At 42.6% G+C, this 21,111-nt stretch carries 17 protein-coding genes and 1 pseudogene; 9 read left to right on the forward strand and 9 right to left on the reverse strand.

Annotated elements, in window-relative coordinates; all coding sequences use genetic code 11:
- The first annotated feature begins 253 nt into the window (after positions 1-253).
- The 5 genes from DM09_RS08465 to ftsY all read left to right on the forward strand — a co-directional run bounded on the left by DM09_RS08465 (position 254) and on the right by ftsY (position 5,903).
- Positions 254-1,870, forward strand: a complete 1,617-nt coding sequence (locus DM09_RS08465; protein WP_157753676.1) for an Ig-like domain-containing protein — start codon at positions 254-256, stop codon at positions 1,868-1,870.
- Positions 1,867-2,859, forward strand: coding sequence for a PKD domain-containing protein (locus DM09_RS08470; RefSeq protein ID WP_038249915.1), 993 nt, complete (start codon positions 1,867-1,869; stop codon positions 2,857-2,859). Before DM09_RS08465 ends, DM09_RS08470 begins: the two co-directional genes overlap by 4 nt.
- A gap of 29 nt (positions 2,860-2,888) precedes the next feature.
- Positions 2,889-3,905, forward strand: coding sequence for a penicillin-insensitive murein endopeptidase (locus DM09_RS08475; RefSeq protein WP_038249918.1), 1,017 nt, complete (start codon positions 2,889-2,891; stop codon positions 3,903-3,905).
- 12 nt (positions 3,906-3,917) lie between these two features.
- Positions 3,918-4,931, forward strand: a complete 1,014-nt coding sequence (locus tag DM09_RS08480) for a hypothetical protein (RefSeq protein ID WP_038249920.1) — start codon at positions 3,918-3,920, stop codon at positions 4,929-4,931.
- Between the two features lie 81 nt (positions 4,932-5,012).
- A complete protein-coding gene (ftsY, locus tag DM09_RS08485; RefSeq protein ID WP_038250224.1) occupies positions 5,013-5,903 on the forward strand; it encodes a signal recognition particle-docking protein FtsY in 891 nt (296 codons plus the stop codon).
- On the opposite strand, the gene DM09_RS08490 is transcribed toward ftsY, so the two are convergent.
- From DM09_RS08490 to DM09_RS11870, 9 genes are all read right to left on the reverse strand, one after another.
- Positions 5,895-6,719, reverse strand: coding sequence for a CheR family methyltransferase (locus DM09_RS08490; protein WP_038249923.1), 825 nt, complete (start codon positions 6,717-6,719; stop codon positions 5,895-5,897). The two genes, ftsY and DM09_RS08490, sit on opposite strands and share 9 nt — an antisense overlap.
- A 26-nt stretch (positions 6,720-6,745) precedes the next feature.
- Entirely contained in the window at positions 6,746-7,819 is a 1,074-nt protein-coding gene (cheB, locus tag DM09_RS08495; protein WP_051938332.1) for a chemotaxis-specific protein-glutamate methyltransferase CheB, read from the reverse strand.
- 7 nt (positions 7,820-7,826) lie between these two features.
- Positions 7,827-8,351, reverse strand: coding sequence for a chemotaxis protein CheW (locus tag DM09_RS08500; RefSeq protein WP_051938333.1), 525 nt, complete (start codon positions 8,349-8,351; stop codon positions 7,827-7,829).
- A 9-nt stretch (positions 8,352-8,360) separates the two neighbouring features.
- Positions 8,361-10,964: a hybrid sensor histidine kinase/response regulator gene (locus DM09_RS08505; RefSeq protein ID WP_081881169.1), complete on the reverse strand. Its 2,604-nt coding sequence runs from the start codon at positions 10,962-10,964 to the stop codon at positions 8,361-8,363.
- Positions 10,909-11,355, reverse strand: coding sequence for an Hpt domain-containing protein (locus DM09_RS08510; RefSeq protein ID WP_038249927.1), 447 nt, complete (start codon positions 11,353-11,355; stop codon positions 10,909-10,911). Before DM09_RS08510 ends, DM09_RS08505 begins: the two co-directional genes overlap by 56 nt.
- A gap of 42 nt (positions 11,356-11,397) precedes the next feature.
- The gene (locus tag DM09_RS08515; RefSeq protein WP_038249930.1) at positions 11,398-11,772 is read right to left on the reverse strand and encodes a response regulator; all 375 of its coding nucleotides are present in this window, start codon (positions 11,770-11,772) and stop codon (positions 11,398-11,400) included.
- Complete coding sequence (locus DM09_RS08520) at positions 11,769-15,368, reverse strand: ion transporter (protein WP_038249932.1); 3,600 nt, start codon at positions 15,366-15,368, stop codon at positions 11,769-11,771. The genes DM09_RS08515 and DM09_RS08520 overlap by 4 nt, the downstream gene beginning before the upstream one ends.
- A 47-nt stretch (positions 15,369-15,415) precedes the next feature.
- Entirely contained in the window at positions 15,416-17,665 is a 2,250-nt protein-coding gene (locus tag DM09_RS11170) for a methyl-accepting chemotaxis protein (protein ID WP_051938335.1), read from the reverse strand.
- A 74-nt stretch (positions 17,666-17,739) separates the two neighbouring features.
- A complete protein-coding gene (locus DM09_RS11870; RefSeq protein WP_081881171.1) occupies positions 17,740-17,955 on the reverse strand; it encodes a response regulator transcription factor in 216 nt (71 codons plus the stop codon).
- Positions 17,956-18,151: 196 nt separating this feature from the next.
- Here DM09_RS11870 and DM09_RS11745 point away from each other — a divergent pair.
- The 4 genes and pseudogenes from DM09_RS11745 to DM09_RS08545 all read left to right on the forward strand — a co-directional run.
- A pseudogene (locus tag DM09_RS11745) lies at positions 18,152-18,378 on the forward strand (IS3 family transposase); the annotation flags it as partial.
- A gap of 462 nt (positions 18,379-18,840) precedes the next feature.
- Positions 18,841-19,209, forward strand: a complete 369-nt coding sequence (gene erpA, locus DM09_RS08535; protein WP_038249934.1) for an iron-sulfur cluster insertion protein ErpA — start codon at positions 18,841-18,843, stop codon at positions 19,207-19,209.
- A gap of 12 nt (positions 19,210-19,221) precedes the next feature.
- Positions 19,222-20,157, forward strand: a complete 936-nt coding sequence (locus DM09_RS08540; protein ID WP_038249935.1) for an ABC transporter ATP-binding protein — start codon at positions 19,222-19,224, stop codon at positions 20,155-20,157.
- Positions 20,154-20,915, forward strand: a complete 762-nt coding sequence (locus DM09_RS08545; protein ID WP_038249938.1) for an ABC transporter permease — start codon at positions 20,154-20,156, stop codon at positions 20,913-20,915. The genes DM09_RS08540 and DM09_RS08545 overlap by 4 nt, the downstream gene beginning before the upstream one ends.
- The last annotated feature ends 196 nt before the right edge of the window (positions 20,916-21,111 follow it).

Raw genomic sequence — 21,111 nt, forward strand, 5'->3', positions numbered from 1 at the left:
CTATGCGGTCACAGCATCAGGGAATATAACTATTCAAGGTTCCAATGTCATTTTAACATTACAAGCAACTCAAGATACCAAAGCATTATATGCTATAGCTTCAATATATCCATCTAGCACCAATGCAACACCATATGGTCTTGGAATCAAGCGTATGTATTGTTCTCTTAGCATCAGTACACAGTACGCCAATCGATTAAAAGTAAGTACATGTTTAAGGTCTTTATTCCCACAAGGCTCCTTTTCTTTTGACATGAATGCTGTGGATATCATTCCTGACCCACGCAGAGGAACTACAACGGCAGGTAGAACATTCACCACAAAAAGCATTACCATTGATAACACTCCATTGTTACAGTCCATTCGCCTTGCTTCAAACTTTGCTTTTCAACCCTATGCGTTTACAGGACAGGTGATTTTCCCTGGTGGTGGTGTGTGGCCACACCGGGGACATGCACCAGTTATTATCGACATCATTGATGTAAGCGGAAACACAGTGAAATCTTATGTTTTCGATACATTAAATGGTAGAGGTTCCGCACCAAATATCATCGATTTGTCCAAGCAGTATACAAATCTTAGTGTATTACCAGATGGGAACTACACAGCAAAGTTTACAGCAAGGGCAATCAATGGTACACAAGCAACCACTACGCTTAGTTTTCAAATCAAACGCTCCCCTACTGTGCATGTTATACTTGGTAAAACACAAGTTACAGGCTGTGAAACACTAACAGGTTCTCTCACAATCAGCGATCCCTCTGGTCAAGGCGGCACGGTGACATTAAGCTTACCTGATGGTAGCACACAATCATTTACATACACAGGCGGCACATCTGCCCCTATACCATTTAGCTATGCAGTGTCTGAACCTGTGGGTTCTACATTGACCTTTACCGCCACAGCCACCAGCAACTCAGGTGCAACAAGCAAGCAGCCTGCAACTGCATCCGCCAATATCATTGCAGGTGGGCTGAATGTAACCATCACCCCTGCAAAAGCTGTTGTTGAGCCGACTTTGAATAACCGAAGAAGCTGGATGCAAACAGTAGGAGCAAATCAAACATCGGTTATCATTGATGTAAAAGACCCAAACAATCAGCCTGTTTCTGGTGCATCAATATCACTCAAAACACAATTGGGTGCTGGTAATTTCGGCGGACACGATCATGGTGCAGACCCAGCCAATGCAGCATTAAAGCCCTTGGGCACAACAAGTGCTATTGTTGATAACAATGATGGCACTTATACCACTACATACACGGCATCCATGTTTGCCTCGGAAGAAAAAGTTGTCGCAGATGCTTCGTTTAGAGGCTGTATAGGCTCCGCAGCATCTCCTGTAATTACTTCGAAGGTTTCTAATTTGCAGGCCATTGTTCTGCCCGCAGGGGGGCTGCACACATTTGTTGGAGGGACTTGCCAACATTATGGTGCTGCCACGCCGTGGAAACCTGATAAAACGGCTGCGTGCGGAGGGATAACGGGCAGTAATAACCAATATTTGACAGCATATCGTGCGGGACTGCTGGACAGGCTGTTAAAGCTATATGAGCAGAGATGGGGTGCAGGCTTATACATCAATGATGCCAGCTTAAAGTTTGGGGGAGCCTTTGATACCAATGGCAACTGGGCATATAAGCCGCATAGCAATCATAGGCTTGGCTTGGATGTGGATTTGGCGCTAAAGGATACAAGTATTCCCATGATGACTCTGCCAACATCTGTGGGTGCGGATGTTGTATACAAGAAGCTTTTATCTGCTATAGAAGAACTAGACTCTGAGCTTCTGAAACAGATCGAAGTTAAAAAGCATGGTGGCAATCACCTTCATATTAAACCAAATATGAATAACTGGAGGGGCAAATGAAATTTTTTAATATTTGTTTAGTAGCAACCATAATTATGGTTGGAGTTTCATTTGCACAAGCTAGAGTTTTACCTGGTTGGTTTGATTCTCAGGGGAACCCCGTGCATACGGCGGATGAAGTGAATGTTCAAGTGAATGTCACCGTCCAAGCTACACCACAAGGCTATAGATATACCTATTCTATAACTTCTCTACCAAACAGTTTACAAAATTTAGTGGTTTTTGAAGTTGCTTTGTCGGATCCGTATAGTGTGGTTGCAGGAACCGAGGCATCCCCATGGCCACACTCTCAAGGAACCTACTTTGGTAACCCAAAACATCCAAGTACGCTCGGTTATCAACCAAGTTTAGAAACACTTTCTATATTATGGTCAAATAGGTTCTCTACATTTTCACCTGGACTTACTTTATCAGGGTTTATGTTTATTTCACCCTATCCACCAGCTATGATAAGTGGACGTATTGAAGGTGATACAGAGCCACCTGTTATTTGGGATGAGGAGCAAGATATTCCAGAGTTTTACAATCAAACCATTTACGGTCCTGGCAAAATTATTCCCGTTATCGGTCCTGTTAAACCCACCACACCCAATGTCACCGATAATTATTCGGTGCTGGGTTGCGTAGGTGGGATATGCGATGTGCAACTGGATATTACAGGTCCGCAAGACCCGTATGGCACGGCATATACCTACACTTGGAGCGGTGCGTTCGGCACAGCTATGGGTGCAAAACCTGTGGTGCAGCTTGCGGCAGGCACATATCAAGTCTCTGTTGCCGTGAGCGACCCTTACGCCACCTTGGTGACGGCGACCATGCCCATCACCGTGGTTGACCCCAATCCACCTGCTGGTGGTGGTAACGCTGGTGGTGCAGGTTCGCCCAGCAACGACATGGATCATGATGGTATTGATGATGAACATGACGATGACCGCGATGGTGATGGTAAACCCAACAATGAGGATGATGACCCCGACCACCCTGATTAAAACATCTTGCTTCTAGTCAAGGCGGCACGGTGATATTAAGCTTACCTGATGGCAGCACACAATCATTTACATACACAGGCGGCACATCTGCCCCTATACCATTTAGCTATGCAGTGTCTGAACCTGTGGGTTCTACATTGACCTTTACCGCCACAGCCACCAGCAATTCAGGCGCAACAAGCAAGCAGCCTGCAACAGCAACTGCGAATGTGATTGCAGGTGGGCTGAATGTAACGATAACGCCTGCGAAAGTATTGTTAGAGCCAAGACTCCGCCATCGTGCAGATGTAAAACCAAGTCAAGTTGCTTCAGCTTACAAAACACCAGTTGATATATTGGTTACGGATATGTTTGGGGTTGCTATAACTGGCGCAAGTGTTTCTTTAACCATATTAACTGTAGATGAAGGTTTTGGTGGTCACGATCATGGCAACTGGCTGCCACCAAAATTAATTATACCTAAACCTAAAGGTATTATATTTCCTGCATCAGGTACAACAATAACAGGACATGTCTTTACTGAATATATAGGCAATGAAATTTCCTCATTGGAAAAGATAGAAGCAAATGTTTATTATCAAGGATGCTCATTAACTGCCACATCCTCAGCAATAACCTCAGAAATATCTAATTTAACACAATTGGCTGTGAATTCACCGCATTTCAAAATAGGTGGCACTGATGCACATCATGGCAATAACTGGAATGGCTTTCCAACCACGCCTGATAATAATCATTGGGTTTCATCATCTACTGCAGCAAAAATGAATATTATTATGACTGAGTATCCTAAAAAATTTAGTGGTGCTGGATTATATATTAATGATGCTAGTTTACCCAAAGGTGGAAGGTTTGATGCGAAGGGAAATTGGTTAGATCCGCATCAAACACATAGGCGTGGCATTGATATTGATGTTCATACACTCGACTCAACGAGCCAAAATGTAAAAAGTCGATTAGAATTAATTAAGCTTTCTGATAAAGATTTATTTAGAGAAATACTAGATGAAGGCAACCACCTTCATATTTATTTCTATCCGAACTAATTAGGAGTTTATATGTATAAATCAAATTTTTTTATTTTATTAGGAATATTATTTCTTGCGATACCCTCATTTGCTAAAGTTATTCCTGGATTAATAGATAGAAGTGGAAATGCCGTGCATACAGCAGATGAGTTTAATTTATCAATCACAACAACTGTAGCACCCAAGCCTCAAGGGTATCAGTATACTTATAATTTATCACTAGGCATAAACAGCATACAACCAATATGGCAATTTATGATTTTTTTACCTGATGTAGCTTCACTCATTCCTAATTCGTCTAGTTCTTTTTGGGGGAAAGGTTGGGGGCCTAAGGTAGGTAGTTCAAAAGAAAACACTTCTATTCGCTGGGGAACTATTCCAGAAAAAAACAATCAAAACCTCCTGACTCCAACAGGAACTCACACATTTACCTTTACATCTCCTTACCCTCCAGGCATTGCTGAAGCTTATGCGGAGGGTGTCACAGCAGGTCCTTGGGTTCCAACTGATATGGCTTCAGGAAATCCGCTCGGGTTTAGTAACCACACACCATACGGCCCTGGTAAAGTGTTTCCAGTCATCGGTCCTGTTAAGCCCGCCACACCCAATGTGACGGATAATTATTCGGTTGTAGGTTGTGCGGGTGGCATATGCGATGTGCAGTTGGATATTACTGGACCGCAAGACCCATACGGTACGACATATACCTACACTTGGACAGGTGCATTCGGCACCGCAACAGGTGCCAAGCCTCTCGTGCAACTTGCCGTAGGAAACTACAATATATCCGTAGCCGTGAGCGACCCTTATGCCACGTTGGTAACCGCCACCATGCCCATCACCGTGATTGATCCCAATCCACCTGTAATCACTCCCCCTGCTGGCGGTGGTAACGCTGGTGCTGGTGGGGCAGGTCAAGGTAGCAATACTGGCAGCTCAAACAGCGACATCGACCATGACGGCATCCCCGATGATGAAGATGATGACCGAGACGGTGACGGCAAGAAAAATAGCGAGGATCAAGACCCCGACCACCCAGATTGATACGCTTCATCGACAATTAAACATTGCAAAATGTGGTGCAAATCACAATCATGCGATGGTTATCGTTTTGAGGGTGTGTATATGTCATTTTTTAGTCGTCTTAGCAAAGGGTTGAGCAAAACCCGTGAAAGTATTGGTGGTTTATTCCCCAGTGAAACCAAAGAAAAAATAAGTGATAGCCAATGGCAAGACATTGAAGATGCCTTAATTATGGCAGATTGTGGCGCACAATTAGCCATGGACTTGGTTAGAAAAGCAAAGAAATCAAAGCAACCCATGCAAACCTTAAAAGACAATATGCAAGCCACCTTGGTGACAGGCAGTGAAATCAAAGAAGCAAAACCTTTTGTGCTTTTGGTTGCAGGCGTGAATGGCACGGGCAAAACCACCACGATTGGTAAACTTGCCAATATGTATGCCGACCAAGGTAAAAAAGTATTGATTGGCGCAGCAGACACCTTTCGTGCTGCAGCCGTTGAACAATTAGCTGTATGGGTGGAACGCGCTGGCGCAGATATTGTTAAACAAGCAGAAGGTGCGGATCCTGCATCGGTTGCTTTTGATACTATCTCACGTGGCATAGCCAAAAATTATGATGTGATTATTATTGATACTGCAGGTCGTGTACAAACCGATACCAGCCTGATGAATGAGTTGGCCAAAGTATACCGCGTGATTGGCAAAGCCCTAGATGGTGCACCGCATGAAGTTTGGCATGTGGTTGATGGTGGTACAGGGCAAAATGCAATTGTACAGGTCGAAAAATTCCGTGAAATCATTCATACCACAGGTTTGATTGTGACCAAGCTTGATGGCACTGGCAAAGGTGGTGTGGTATTGCAACTATGTGATAAGTTTAAGTTACCCGTGCGTTATATTGGGGTGGGTGAAAGTTTGGAAGACTTGATGCCTTTTCATGCAGGAGCATATATCGATAGTTTACTGCCTGAAACAACACAAACCTCAACATAAACGCCAAATTCTTTGCCGTTGAACATCAACCCGTTGCCACTTGGATATATTTCCTTCAGGTAAGTCTGCGGCACCTGTAATGAGGTAACCACCTTTACGCATCGTTCTGGCTATGCGGTCAATCACGCGTTTGCGCTCTTCAATACTAAAATAAATCAACACATTACGCAAAAACACAACATCAAATAAACCAAACCGGTGCATTTGTGTCACCAGTGTATCTAACACCAAATTTCCCTCATAAAAGCTTGCCATTGCTCTTAAATCATCATTCACCACCCACGATGGCCCCATTGGACGAAAAAATTTATTTAACCTTGGCATGGAAACACCACGCTTTACTTCAATATCTGAATAAGTCCCTTGCTTGGCAAACGCAACCGATTCCGCAGATAAATCTGTGCCTACAATTTGTACACGCTGCCTAGCATTGGGCATAACCTCGCAGGCTGTCATAGCAATAGAATATGCCTCCTGACCTCTGGATGCAGCAGCTGACCATATATTTATAGGTGAACTCATACCTTTACCTTGGTTTATTTCAGGAAAAATATGTTCTTGTAATGCAACAAAAGGGTAACCATCCCGAAAAAACAATGTTTCATTGGTAGTCATCAAATCAATCGCTTCAGCAGCAAGTGCCGAGTTTTCTTGCTGCTTTATCTTAAGAATAAGTGCATTCAAATCATCTGCGTTATATTTTGTCAAAATCGGCTGAAGTCTTGATTTGACCAAATATGCTTTTTCCTTGGTAATTACGATACCACTTTTCCTTTCTAGAAACTCTCTAAACCATGTAAATTTATGCTCTTTCACGTTTCTAGCTCCATATAATACTCAGCTTAGGCCACATGCCTGAGCATAGCTTTAGCTATATCAGCTAAAGGTAAGACTTCATTAGCAGCACCATTGCGAAAGGTTTCACCTGCCATACCCCACACCACACTGCTTTCCTCATTTTGGACAAGCACATGATTTCCTTGTTCTGACAGTAACTTGGCGCCTTTAGCACCATCGTTACCCATGCCCGTCAAAACCACAGCCAAGGTTTTTACTGCTGGCGATAACGCAACCAAAGATTCGTAAGTTACATCTACCGACGGAATGGCATGGTTTACCCGTACCCCCGCCTCTAACTGTGCAACCAAAGCTGAACCACGTTGCATAATTTTCATATGCACATCACCTGGTGCCATATATACATGCCCAGCTTGAAGCACCTCACCTTGCCCTGCCACACGACAAACCAGCGGACTGCTTTGATTCAAACGTGTCGCAAGTGATGTAATAAATGCTTTGGGCATATGCTGAGTTACCACAACCGGCACTGAAAAATTTTCAGGAAGCTGACTTAACACCTCTTGCAAAGCAGCAGGTCCTCCTGTGCTTGAACCAATGGCAACCACATCTGCCTTAAATACACCACGCGTTACCTTATGACTTGTTTTTAAAGGAGAGGCGGCTGCGTTTACTGCTGTTGGAGTAACTTTTACAGGCACATGCACACGTTTAAATACCGATTTTAAGCTTCGCGCTTGCTGAATTTCAGGTAACAATTTATCTTGCAAGTAAGTTTTTTTATCGACAACATTGGTATCAGGTTTAAGAATAAAATCAAATGCACCCAACTCCATAGCTTTTAAGGTTTTCTCTGCATCTGTTTCCGTGCTACAAGCCACAACAATCACTTTAATATGTGGGTACTTTTCTCGCATTTGATACAAAATTTCTATGCCGTCCATATCTGGCATCTTCATGCTTAAGGTAATTAAATCTGGTTGCAAGTGCGCAATCATATCCAATGCTTTTTTTCCATTATTGGCAACACCAATAATTTCCGTATCGGGTAAGTCGGATAAACATGTGCGTAATAACAAACGAAATGGAGCGGAACTATCAACTATAAGGATTTTCATATGCTGTCTAATGCATAGTGATTTCTTTGGTATTGGGTGCCGATGCATTGGGAATGGTCAATGCAACAAATCTATCCACATTCACCAGTAACAACACTCTATCCTCTTGTTTTAACACCCCATCACTCACTTGCCGCCACACTTCGTTTAAAGAACTCGGTGTTGCCTCAAACAAATCTTCATCCAACACAATCACTTCGCCAACATCATCCACAATCAGACCAAAGTCTTCACCACTCATGGTTTCAATAATAACCACGTGAAAAGGCTCATCTTCTCCTCTATCTGGCTCACCAATCACACGGCGCACTTCAAGCTCTGTAATCACCCTTCCCCGCAAGTTAATCAAACCCGCGACTGCATAGGGTGCCATAGGCATAGTGGTTCGCTTTTGTTGTTTTACCACCTCCCGCACCTGTTGTACGCGAAAACCAATCCATTGATCAGCGATGCGACACGTCAAAAGCTCAACAGGTTTATTGTCTTTCATCACCGTGACGGATGACGTTTCATGAACCAATACATTTGACATATTTACCCCTTAACTCACAGTGATAGCTGGCTGTACATCTTTCGTTTGTGCTTCAAGCACATCGTATACCGACAAAGCCTGCTTTAATTCTTTAGCCAATTGCGTGCTATCTTTTTTCGAAAGCACTTGGTCAAACAACGTTTTGGCTTGTTGCTCATCAATACTTTGCTGTGCTGTTAACGCAACCACTGGCACATCAGACAAGTGCGCTTGCATTTTTACCCATTTACCCAACTCATATCCATTCATAATCGGCATTTCAATATCGGTTAAAATAAAGTCTGGTGTGTAATCTTCCAAGAGTTTACAAGCTTGGGTACCATCCGCTGCCGTACGCACCACAAAACCCAAGGATTCAATAATAGGTGTAACCATTTGCCGGAAGAACTGTGAATCCTCAACAAACAATACCGACTTCTTGGCTTGGTCATGCGTGGGAACAAACCAGTTTGGATCTGCTCTTTGCACCACTTCAAAAACATCAACCACTTCGGTTGCAATGCCTTCAATCACAGTTGTACCTAATAAAAGCGGTGTATCTGAAATTTGCTTAATTTCAAAACTTACTTCTAAAATATCCACCACTTGATCAACCTGCAAACACATACGTTTTCCATTGTCAGCTAAGATAAGGCAATACTCATCTTCACCCGTAGATACGGCAGGTTTTTTCCCTAACATTTCACCCCAACGCAGCACTCGAACCACATCACCACGGTATTGTAAGACCTCACCCGAAGCCGTTTTTTCAATGCGTGATGCTTCAAAATACTCCAAACGCTCAATTAAAGTCATTGGAATCACAAAACGCTGCTCACCTTGGGTAAATACCAATGCATGTTGCCGTTCTTCTGCCAGCCCATCATCATGCTCACCCATATAATCAATCGCTTCGGCAGGCGCGCTTTCAAGTTGAATCATGGATGCCAAACCATTGCAATCAAAAATTGGAATCACCGTACCGTCACCCAAAATACTACAGCCACCATAAAAATTCAGATGTTGAAAATGAATACCCAACGGTTTGACCACAATTTCTTCGGCACCAAGAATTTCATCCACCAAAATCCCATACGTTCTATCACCAATATCAGCCACGACGATAGAGCCTGATAAAGTTGTATCACTGGCATCAGATAAACCCAAAGCTTCATTTAAACGTAACACGGGTAAAAGTTTCCCACGTAAACGATAAAAAACTTGCCCTGCAATCACCCGCCAATCATCTGAATCTTTGGGTGCGCTTAATAACTCTTGCACACTCATCTGAGGAATTGCAAACCGTTTATCTTCACAAACCACAATCATGGCTGAAATAATTGCCAAGGTAAGCGGAATACGAATCCGAAGTGTAGTGCCTTTACCAAGCTCACTATCAATATCTACGCTTCCACCAACGCGCTCAATTTCAGTGCGTACCACATCCATACCCACGCCTCGCCCTGAAAAATTAGTCACCTTCTCTGCGGTGGAAAGACCTGCATTAAAAATAAGCTGTAAAGCAGCTTTGTCAGTCATATTGGCTGCTTGCTCTGCATTGATCACACCCATATGCATCGCTTTGTCCTTGATGCGTTGTGCATCAATGCCACCGCCATCATCATGAATCGTAATCACAATAAACCCTGATTCTTGTACCGCTGAAAGCTTAAGTATACCCGTTGCTTGTTTTTCAGCCGCTAACCTAACCTTGGGCGATTCAATACCATGGTCACAGCTATTACGGATAATATGAGTGAGTGGGTCTTTAAGCGCATTTAATATGGTTCTATCCAGCTCGGTATCTTCACCTTCCATCACCACTTTAATTTTTTTATCTAACTGCTTACCAATATCACGAACAATACGTGGCACACTGCTCCAAATAGTTTGAATGGGCTGCATCCGTGTACGCAATAACTGCTCTTGTAACTGCTCAGTAATTTGATCCACATCACGACCAATACGCACAAATTCCATAGAGCCAGAGGCTTGAATCATCTGCACCAGACTATTCCGAGTTAACACCAGCTCACCAACTTGGTTCATCAACTCGTCTAGCAATTCAATATCCACACGAATACTTTCATGGCTTACAGGTCGTTTTTGTTTGGTTTTACTCACACCTTTTTCTTGCGATGTCGTTTGCACGGCTTTGCTTTCTAGTGTTTTGTTTTGTACTGCGGGAGGCGTTGCCACAGTTTCCGTAGACTCTTGCGTACTGCTTTGCACCGTTTCATTACTTTTTTTGGTTTCCAATTTTGGCGCTTTCGTTGGCTTTTCTTTGCTTCCACTTTCAGTGTGTACGGACACACTTACTTCTACATCCTCACCCGATTCCACACGCGCCCTAGCCATACCCAAGATTTTCAAGGCATCCGCAGGCGTCAAAGGCTCAAGGTTACGTAAAGTTGCAAAACCAGCCTCAATCAAACTCGAAGCCGTCGTCAGGTTGTTGGCAATCATGGCTGCAATCACCGCATCTTCAAAACCTTGCAACCATGTCAAAGGCTCAGCTTTATTGTCTTGTTCTTGCGCAACCTGAACATTTTCAGCTTCCATTGGTGCTTGCCCATGATCATCGCCTCCCTGTTGACCTTCCCCCCGCTGACCTCCCCCCCTCTTGACCTTCATCCAAACCCATCACCTTTTTCTCACATGCTTGTAAACGCTCAATCAAGTCATCATGATCTAAAACGGGTTCTTGCCCTGTTTCTTCTAAACCTGTGAGCACATCCTTAATTGCATCTGCGCACTCCAAAAGTAAGGATACAATATCTTCATCCACATGATACTTAAGCTCTCGAATACGGCTTAATAGATTCTCACCTGCATGGGCTACTTTTTCCAACCTGCTTAAGTTGAGAAAACCACAGCTACCTTTCACCGTATGAATGGCACGAAAGATAGAGTCCAAAAGCTCTGAATCATCAGGGGAAGCTTCCAAATCCATGAGCTGCTGCTCAATGGATTCTAGGCTTTCATTGCTTTCTGTTAAAAATTCACCTAAGAGTTCTTCATCCATGTCCATTCTCCTACATTTGTACGACGCAACACTTGCAGTGCCTTAAAAAAGCATGCCACCGACTGTTTCAATTAAAGCTTCAGGCTGAAAAGGTTTAACCAACCATGCTGAAATACCTGAGTTGTGCCCAATAGCTTTTTTATCTTCGCCAGATTCCGTCGTTAACATCACGATTGGTGTGTGTGCATAAGCCTCTGTTTCTCTCAACTTTTGAATCATGGTTAACCCATCCATATTGGGCATGTTTAAATCGGTTAGAATCAAATCAAAAGGTGTTTCAGCTTGTATTGCTTTATCCAAACCTTCTTGTCCATCTTTGGCTTCTTCCACACCAAAATCAACAGACATCAGTGTTCGTTTCACTGTAATTCTTACCATTGCCGAGTCTTCAACAATTAAAATCCGTGGACCACTCATAACTCACCTCTCAATACAATTCGCTCTTCTTCCATCACATAACGTTTGGCAACTTCTTCTTCCCAAGCTGCTTTTTCTGTAGCTTCAGGCTGTGCATCTGCCCATTCACTCAAACATGATTTCACATTGTTCAGACGTTGGTTTACCCGATCGATATTTTGTAAATCGGTCAGTGCTTCCATCAGCTTGGCTTCCACTTCAGGAGCTACACCCATTTCCAAAATATCCATGAGTTTTACCAAACCCTCTTCACTGCTTGTTGCCAATAGCTCCACTGAGCCTTGCACTTGTTTTTCCAATACCCGCAACAAACGTTTATCTACCTGCTTAGGCCAAATTGATTCACGCATCACTTCTCCTTCAACAGCCATATCAACCACTGCAACGGATTGTATGTCTTGGTTTTCTTCTTTAATCACTTCATCACTTGGAGCCGCTTCACACGTTTCTTCTTCTCTTACTACTTCCTCTTGGGCTTCAACTGGTGTGTTGGTAGCAACAACCGTTTCTTCTGTGTTGAGCGTTAATGTTTGCTCAGCTTCGTTTTCGTCATTATTCAACACACCACGACGACAAAATAAAAATGAAGCCGTTTGATAGGGCGCATCCATTTCCATCACAGGTGAGCCCGCCAACAACTGCATATTACCCACATGCCCTGAATGCAAAGGAAACACATGATCCAAAGCATGAAACAAACTTTTTGCATCTGTATCCTTATCATGTTTCAAATATGCCATCAGCATCCAACCACGGCGCAGTGCTTCCCGATAAACCGACTCCCAACTGGGTTGTTTCCCACCCTCAAGCAAGTGTATCGCTTCTACATCTTCCACCAACACAGCATCACCAAGCATATTGTCCATAAAGTCATAAGCATACTTATCTTCAACAGCTTCCTCAGGGTATTGCATCTTTCTTGCTTGTGTAAGCAATTGCCTTGCCATAAACACATCATGGAACGCATCAGGCGAGCCAACCCGCACATCCAAAAGTGGGTAGCGCTGACCAGCATTAACCAAACTTTCAATATTTTCTGCCATACGCGGCAAGACCATCAGTTTGGGTGGTGTCCACCATTTCACTTGTTCTTTGCGTGCAGAGAGCATGGATGCCACTTCATGCAACCAAAGCTCCAACATCGAATCCTCATTACCCTCTTCCCCACTTTCAGGGTAAAACATGATAACTTTACAACCGCGAAGTTGTTTGCTTAATACTTCGGTATCCAAACCATCCCATGCATGAACCGACACATTTAAGGTGCATGATATGTTTTCTTTCACATGTTCTTCAACACTTCGCAAAGCACGCATTTGTGCTGTTAACAATGTTTCATCATGGGTACTAAAAACATGGCATGTTAGCTTATGATGTCGCTCTGCCATCTCTTCAATCATGGCTGGCAAACCAGGGTGCCAACCCAAAAACATCATGGATAAATCCCAAGTTTCTGGCCAAGTAAAGGTTTGCAATTGATTTTCATGAGGCATAAGCCCTAAATCAAAGCTTTGCTCTAAAATACCCGACCATAAAATTCTATCTCTGCCCAAAGCAATGATGCCTTCAAAAGCTTCATCTTTTTTGTGTTTGACCAAATCACTGAACAAAATAAATATTCCATCATGTCGCCGTGCTGCCAACACATTCAGCCCCAAACCAAAACAATTGGTTAACCAAGGTTCGAGCAACAGTTGTTCATTTTCAAATTTAATTGCAGCACCCGCACTGCTGGTTACAATCTCAAACTGCCACGACATGCTGTATAAACCTGTTTCCCCCGACACCACATCAAACATATGAATACCCAACTCTGGCATATGGCTGCAATGATGCATTTGATACAACATACGGGCGCGAATCGAAGATGAGTCCACCACATGCATTGCCAATGAATGTTCATAAACTTGGGATAAACTTAAGGGTAACCGACTGTCTGTAACCACCAACCCATCGGTATCCAACTCACGTGCCAAATGGTGAATATCCGCAACCTTGGCTGTATCTGGCTCATGCTGTTTCTGCATGAATACAATAAATTGAGTAATACCTGTAAGTTTAAAATGTTCAATCAAAGCGCGACTTCCCGTTTGCACCTCGCGCACACTTAACCAACTACCCACTTGTGCCGCACCATCCACCACTTTATCATGAAAAATCCACACTGAAGGAAAAGAATAACGCAACCTTGCCGCCAGTTGTCCAAGCTTGTGTAAAATGGGCATAGCCTGTTCATTGTATCCCATAAACAATAAGTGTTCACGCGCTGAAAGTGGGCTATTGGCAAGCTCGTCTAACATATATTTCATCACATTCGAGCCAAGGCTGACCACCAAAGCAAAGAAAAACACACCTGAAAGCACCAAAACAACTGTCAAACCCGTTAACCAAGGTGTAAATGCCACCGTGGGTGCAGCGCCAGGGTCTATCATCAAACGAAAGACAAATAACAACACCTGAAACGGCGCATAATCCCCAGCATTCACATCACCATCGTCATTAATATCAATATGCGGATAAAAATACCAAATGGCAATAAAACCTATAATCATGAATGCCATAAACATGGCTGCCAACATGCTGCCTTCACGGCGAATTTCAGGTCTAGCCACTACTTTTTTCACGGCAAGCCAAATATTACCCAAGGGATTGAGCATAATAAGGAAACGAACGAGGCGTAACAAAACCCAAGTGCTACTTAATTCAGGTACAATACCCATCAAAGCAATAGCAGCAAACATATCAGGGGCGATAAAAAAGACTTCCCACCGTCTGCGTTTTCCAGCGGATAAAACGCGGTATAAAGAATACCAGCGATAACTGGTTTCAATCAACAAAATCATGCCAATATACAAACCAATACTAGACACCGCCCAAGCAAGAGCTGCAAGCCCCACCATCACCAAAGAAAATGGCAATGAAAACACCAAAGTATCAAAGGTTAAAAAGCGGAAAATACGCAACATCCGTAACATATACATGCCACGGAATAGCCTTGCGATACGCAAATAAATGCCCTGCTCCAACAAACCTGCTGGCATCAACAACGAGGCATACATACTGATAGTCGCTAAGCCATCAAAAAAGAGAAAAAACAGCTCCATTTTGTTGCGATAGCCACTTTCCTTTTGCAGCCAAAAGCGAAGCACCCACTCCACTGTAAAAAAGATCGCCAGCGGTGCCATAACAAACCAATAGCGCTCAAACACGCATAAACCCAAAGCAATCATGACAATAACAGCATAACGGGGATGCGAAAAGACACGTTCGCCCAATAATAACCATTCACGTTTGGAATGAGGACCCGATAAACGCGCCATCCACTCTGATGACCACGATGAACTGCGATGGTTTAAGTTGGAACTTTCAACATCATTTTTTGTAACAGACGATGTTTCAACACTAACTTGATTTCGTGAACCTTCATTCACTACTGCATTCACATCAGCTATAACCTGCTCAGCTTTGGCTTGTTGAACATCTTCAGCTTCAAATTTTATTGTTTTCTCAGCCACCTGAATACTCTTACAACTTGCCATCGATAACGTAGGTTTCACCACTGTATTTAACAGTGCCGTAACTGGTGGTGTTGTCAAAACAACACCAACAAAAGGCTCTAGTTTGTCGTCTGCGCAACACCTGTCTAACGGTTGCGCAAGCTGGCTAAAAAATCAGTCACACGAGCCGATAAAGACTCTCCTTTTTGTCGAATTAATGACGATACACTTTTTACTTCACTGGCTGATCTACCCGTATCTTCAGCTGCTTGTCGCACATCCGAAATGGCAGTCGTCACCCGCACTGTTGCATCGGATGCATGGTGAACACTCTGTGCAATATCTTGTGTTGCTCTGCTCTGCTCACTGGCTGCCATAGCGATAGCTTCATTGATAGTATTCATTTTTTGAATGGTTTGACCAATCTTTTCAATTGCCGTTGCCGCCCCTTGGCTTTCCTGTTGAATCGCTGTTATTTGCAAGGAAATCTGTTCAGTTGCTTTGGCAGTTTGATTTGCAAGTTCTTTCACTTCTCCTGCCACTACAGCAAAACCACGCCCTGCATCACCTGCTCTAGCAGCTTCAATGCTTGCATTAAGTGCAAGTAAATTGGTTTGTTCTGCAATATCTGTAATTACACCCACAACTTCACCAATTTCTTGCGATGCTACAGATAGTTTAGCGACGGTTTTATTGGTCGTTTCTGCTTCAGACACAGCTTGTGACGACATATCCACAGCACCTTGTACCTGCTGTGTGATTTCAGAAATCGAAGAGGAAAGCTCCTCTGTTGCTGATGCCACATTGGCAACATTATGATTCGCCTCTTCAGCACCAGCAGACACACTGGTTGCTTGCCCTAAAGATTGCTCAGCCATCGCTGAAAGCGTTTCGGATGATGATTGCATTTGTGTTGCTGCAGCGATTAATTCATCCACTGTTGCCCCAATATTAGTCTCAAAATCTTTGGCCAGTTGCACAGCATGGGTTACATCATTCCAAGATACCAAAATAGATACCCAGTCACCATCAATATTCTTAATCGTATGTGCACTAAATTCAATGGTTCGATCAGCAATTTCAAACGATGCAGACATCGGAAATGACTGTTCATTTTTGAGAACTTGACGCTGATGTGATGGTTTTTCATGAAAGATATCGATGTTTTTACCTACCAATTCTGAAGCAGCACATGGCAATGCACCTTCAATACCCTGAAACAATGCAAGCGCCGCTGGGTTCATATAACTAATCACCAATGAATCCTTATCCGCAAGCATCATGGCTTGTGGTGAAGACTCCACAACTTGCTTTAACATATTGCTTTCCACAGATTGTTTTTGGAACTTTCTCAGTGAATCTAACAGCTCACTTATTGCTCCCTTCATTGGATATGATACCTCGCGAATTTCTCCCCGCTCCAATACATCCATAGCTTCTGCAACCTTATTTAACGGTGTTGTAATGGTTTTACCAATCCTAACAATTAAAAGAGTAATCAATACAATAGCAATGGTTAAGATTCCCCAAAACTGATACTTTTGAGATGTTTGTCGAGCAGCCTGCTCTTCATATAATTTATCAAGATAAGATTGGAACCCTTGGTCTAATAACTTTATTTCCGCACTAAGCTCAGTTTGGTAAATTTTCTCCAGTTCTGTTTCAACTTGAATCAAACTTAAAAGTTTTTCAGCATAACTTTCAAATGACTTTTCGTATTCCCCCATATCTCTTTCTATATTATGTTTCACTTGCATGCTTAAGTTTGATTGTCGTAGCAGGGTCTTAAATCTTTGTACTTCTTTGTGAAACTTGTCCACATATTTGGGTTGCTGGCGCAGCATAAAGTCTTTTTCATGCCGTCTTAACATGAGCATAGAAACCATAAGATTATTTTTGTTGTATTTTTTCAGGTTTGCCTCAACATTATGTACAGCTTTCCGCAACTGACCGGTAAGCCCATCATTTTTATTCAAACCTAATTTTTCACGCTCAACCGCAGCTTGCTCAAAAATACTATCAAACTTCTGCATAGCTTGCTGTAAATTGACCGTCTCTTGATTTAACGCAGTGGTCGGAAGACCATGAACCAATGTTTGAATATCCTTATCATTATCTGCTGAATACGCTAGCCATGCTTCTTTCCCTTGTTTATCTTTATATTTTAAATACCGAGCAGCTGATTCAAATTCAACAAAAACATTTCCCAACAACCTACCTAGTACACCTTGTAGATGCATGGCATCGGTTACTCTAACCGTGACCTCACGCACTTGATTACTTGAACTATTGTGAACTGCACCCGCCACCAACATACCAATAACAGCAACTGTACCAATCAAACGTAAACGTCCGACAATTGTAAGTTCTGCAAACCATGTTTTGATATTAACCATTCTCAACTCCAACACTGAGCTTATTTTTCTAAAAGTTTTACAATTTAAAGCAAAAGCAATGCCATTTCTTTTGCTTAAACTACAATCACCTCATGGCGAACCGTTAAACATGTAATAGCTGATAAATTATACACACCTAATTTTTTCATAATATGCATACGATGTACCCAAACAGTTTTAGGCCTCAAGTTAAGCAAGGACGAAATATCCTTTACTGACACCCCTTCTGCCAAAACAGCAAACACTTCGAACTCACGCGAACTGAAAATATCAAGCAGATCTTGATATATTGGACATGACTAAGCCTTATGCCAAAGAAAGCTCAATATAAACGCGCCTTATCCACCAAGCGTACCTCCTTAATCAACTCATCAGGCTACGTACGTTTGGTCAAATAACCTTAATGCCTAGCTTAATCGCGTGGGCAGTAAATATTTTGCTTTCATACGTTACGTGGATAATATCATCAATTTGGGATTGTATTGAGGTAATTGCCATGATTATGCTGTTTCTGAAAGCTTTTTCTCAATACTAAAAACCGAGAGTATTAAGAAAATATATATAAAACAATGCCTTAGATTCGCTCAGATATTTTTGGTTATATTGAATTGTTCTATAACCCAGTACGTCATCATGGGAACAACAATAGACTCTCACCTGTAAGGTTTGCAAATAAGTATGATGAGAAACTCTTAGCTGTCTACATAAACTAGGGGCTCGCCAAAGCCATTAAATCTTGTGGTGAATTCTACAAACCAAACTTATCCAAATTACTAGGGTATAACCGATACATACTGGTATACAATTGATCCGTAAGGGAGACAATACTCTCCGCCAAGGTGCGTTTTCCTAGCTTCGCTTTACCTTATGCATCAACTACGCAGAGATACGGATAGCCGTTAAGTTTTGCCCAATTTCATTATGCAATTCAAAAACAATTTCTCGCCGTTCATTTCAATAAACATAAGGTTCTGACGTATCAATGTGTTATTTCCTAGCGGCTGATCCAAGGTTAAAAAATCCTTGATCCGTAATCACTTGTTTTTATTGAAATACTTGCATTTTAAGACCCAACGTAAATTAAAATAAATACCAAGTCGAGCGAAACAAATGAAAGCAACACTTGTGCCGAAGTATTTTACGCCATATAATCGGGAAAAAAGGAGTGTGTATTTATGTCTGTTTCAATGACCGAAAGTGCTGCTATGAAAGTGAAATCCTTAATGGATAGCGAAGAAAACAAAGACCTTAAACTTCGTATTTTTGTATCGGGTGGCGGTTGCTCAGGCTTTGAATATGGTTTCACTTTTGACGATGATGTAAAAGATACCGACACTGTTGTTGAAAGTTTTGGTGTGCCCCTCTTGGTAGACCAAATGAGCATGGATATGCTTAAAGGCTCTGAAGTGGATTATCAAACTTCCTTACAAGGCGAATCTTTTGTGATTAAAAATCCCAATGCAGGTTCAACTTGTGGTTGTGGTAAGTCATTCACCCCTGCTGATACAGGTGCTGGCTGTGGTCATGCCGCTGCGGAGTATTAAACTTCACAAACTATGAGCATTGCCCTAGCGGTTAAACAACTCACCAAAACATATTCCAACGGTAAAAAAGCCCTAGAAGGCGTAGATTTAACTGTACCTGAAGGTTCGTTTTTTGCTTTGCTCGGCCCTAATGGTGCGGGTAAATCCACCCTGATTAATATTTTGGCAGATACTGTCAAACCAAGTGCTGGTGAAGTCAGTTTTTTAGGGCATGATTTATTTACAGAGCGTAAATGGTGCAAACAGCGTTTAGGCGTTGTCCCCCAAGAGATTGCTTTTGACCCCTTCTTTAATCCGCGTGATATTCTCAAAATTATGTCAGGCATGTTTGGTGTTAAACCCGATTTAAAATGGATAGATGAACTCTTAGAACACTTGGAGCTTGCAGAACACGCACAAAAAAATGCCCGTATGTTATCAGGCGGCATGCGAAGACGTTTACTGGTAGCACAAGCCTTGGTACACAAACCCAAAGTGGTCATTTTAGATGAACCAACGGCTGGTGTAGATGTAGAGCTTAGAAAACGTTTATGGGGATTCATGCGTGAACTCAACAACAATGGCACAACCATACTATTAACCACTCACTACCTCGAAGAAGCTGAAGAATTGTGCGACCATGTTGCCATTATCAACCAAGGTAAACTACTCACCTCGCAGTCTATGAAAGGTTTATTGGATAATGTTGGCAGTTCATCCTTGGTATTGGAATACGCTGATACCAAGGTCATCAGTGATGACATCAAAAATAAACTTGCTGATTTTTGCCCGAGAACCCAAGGAAATAAAGTTATTTTAAGCCTTAAAAAATGCGAAGGACATACCAATTTTAATGATGCCTACCAAGCAGCTTTGGCTTGTTGGGGTGAAGCAGTATCAGTAAATATCCAAGATGAAGACTTGGAAGACGTATTTTTACGTATCACCCACAATGGAGCAACCGCATGAATTGGTATGGTTGCTGGACCTTATATTCTCGTGAAACGCGCCGCTTTTTAAATGTCAAAATGCAAACCGTTGTTGCGCCAGCGTTAACGGCAGTGATGTATTTGATTGTGTTTCGTTATGCCATGGGTGAACGATCCGTACCCGATTTGGATGTGCCATATTTTAACTTCTTAATCCCAGGTTTGGTGATGATGGCAATGATGCAAAATGCATTTGCCAACACATCCAGCTCCATCATGGTCGGCAAGTTGATGAATATGCAAATTTTCTTGATGATGGCACCACTGACTGCTTTTGAAGTCACCCTTGCCTTCTTGGCTGCCGCTGTCACCCGCGCATTTATTGTTGCCGTGGTTTTATTGTTGGTGCTTGTACCATTCACCAACATGCATATCGAACATCTTTGGATGATTATGTTTTACGGTGTGTGTGGCAGTATTATTATGGGTGGTATGGGCATGATTGGTGGTATGTGGTCGAAAACATTCGATGATATGGCGCTCTTAAACAACTTCATCATTATGCCGCTCACTTTTTTATCGGGTGTGTTTTATTCCGTCAAACAACTCCCTGAAACATGGCAAACTGCCAACCATTTCAACCCATTTTTTTATCTGATTGACGGCTTCCGCCACGGTTTCTTAAACGTAGGCGACACAGACCCTAGCCAAGCTGTGCTTATCGTATCCCTAGCTACCGCAACAACAATGTTCGCCTGTTGGGCACTATGGCGCAGCGGTTGGAAGTTAAAAGACTAAATTTTACCACAGAGTACACAGAGAAACACAGCGTTTTAATCACCTGTCAGTCGAGCACCGTCGAGACATCTCTAAAACCCCTCGCCTACGCTCGGGATGACACAGTCCCACCCTTTGTTAGCCTTTTCTTTAACAGCAAAGAAATGAACAAGCTAAAAAAGCCACAGATGAACACGGATAAACAATGATAAAACAA

It is taken from the genome of Ghiorsea bivora (assembly GCF_000744415.1).
GTDB classification, from domain to species: domain Bacteria; phylum Pseudomonadota; class Zetaproteobacteria; order Mariprofundales; family Mariprofundaceae; genus Ghiorsea; species Ghiorsea bivora.

Bases quoted from the DNA above. Each gene is read 5' to 3' on its own strand.
- DM09_RS08465 (WP_157753676.1), top strand. From the start codon at position 254: ATGAATGCTGTGGATATCATTCCTGACCCACGCAGAGGAACTACAACG.
- DM09_RS08470 (WP_038249915.1), top strand. From the start codon at position 1,867: ATGAAATTTTTTAATATTTGTTTAGTAGCAACCATAATTATGGTTGGA.
- DM09_RS08480 (WP_038249920.1), top strand. From the start codon at position 3,918: ATGTATAAATCAAATTTTTTTATTTTATTAGGAATATTATTTCTTGCG.
- ftsY (WP_038250224.1), top strand. From the start codon at position 5,013: ATGTCATTTTTTAGTCGTCTTAGCAAAGGGTTGAGCAAAACCCGTGAA.
- cheB (WP_051938332.1), bottom strand. From the start codon at position 7,819: ATGAAAATCCTTATAGTTGATAGTTCCGCTCCATTTCGTTTGTTATTA.
- DM09_RS08500 (WP_051938333.1), bottom strand. From the start codon at position 8,351: ATGTCAAATGTATTGGTTCATGAAACGTCATCCGTCACGGTGATGAAA.
- DM09_RS08505 (WP_081881169.1), bottom strand. From the start codon at position 10,964: ATGAAGGTCAAGAGGGGGGGAGGTCAGCGGGGGGAAGGTCAACAGGGA.
- DM09_RS08510 (WP_038249927.1), bottom strand. From the start codon at position 11,355: ATGGATGAAGAACTCTTAGGTGAATTTTTAACAGAAAGCAATGAAAGC.
- DM09_RS08515 (WP_038249930.1), bottom strand. From the start codon at position 11,772: ATGAGTGGTCCACGGATTTTAATTGTTGAAGACTCGGCAATGGTAAGA.
- DM09_RS11170 (WP_051938335.1), bottom strand. From the start codon at position 17,665: ATGGTTAATATCAAAACATGGTTTGCAGAACTTACAATTGTCGGACGT.
- erpA (WP_038249934.1), top strand. From the start codon at position 18,841: ATGTCTGTTTCAATGACCGAAAGTGCTGCTATGAAAGTGAAATCCTTA.
- DM09_RS08540 (WP_038249935.1), top strand. From the start codon at position 19,222: ATGAGCATTGCCCTAGCGGTTAAACAACTCACCAAAACATATTCCAAC.
- DM09_RS08545 (WP_038249938.1), top strand. From the start codon at position 20,154: ATGAATTGGTATGGTTGCTGGACCTTATATTCTCGTGAAACGCGCCGC.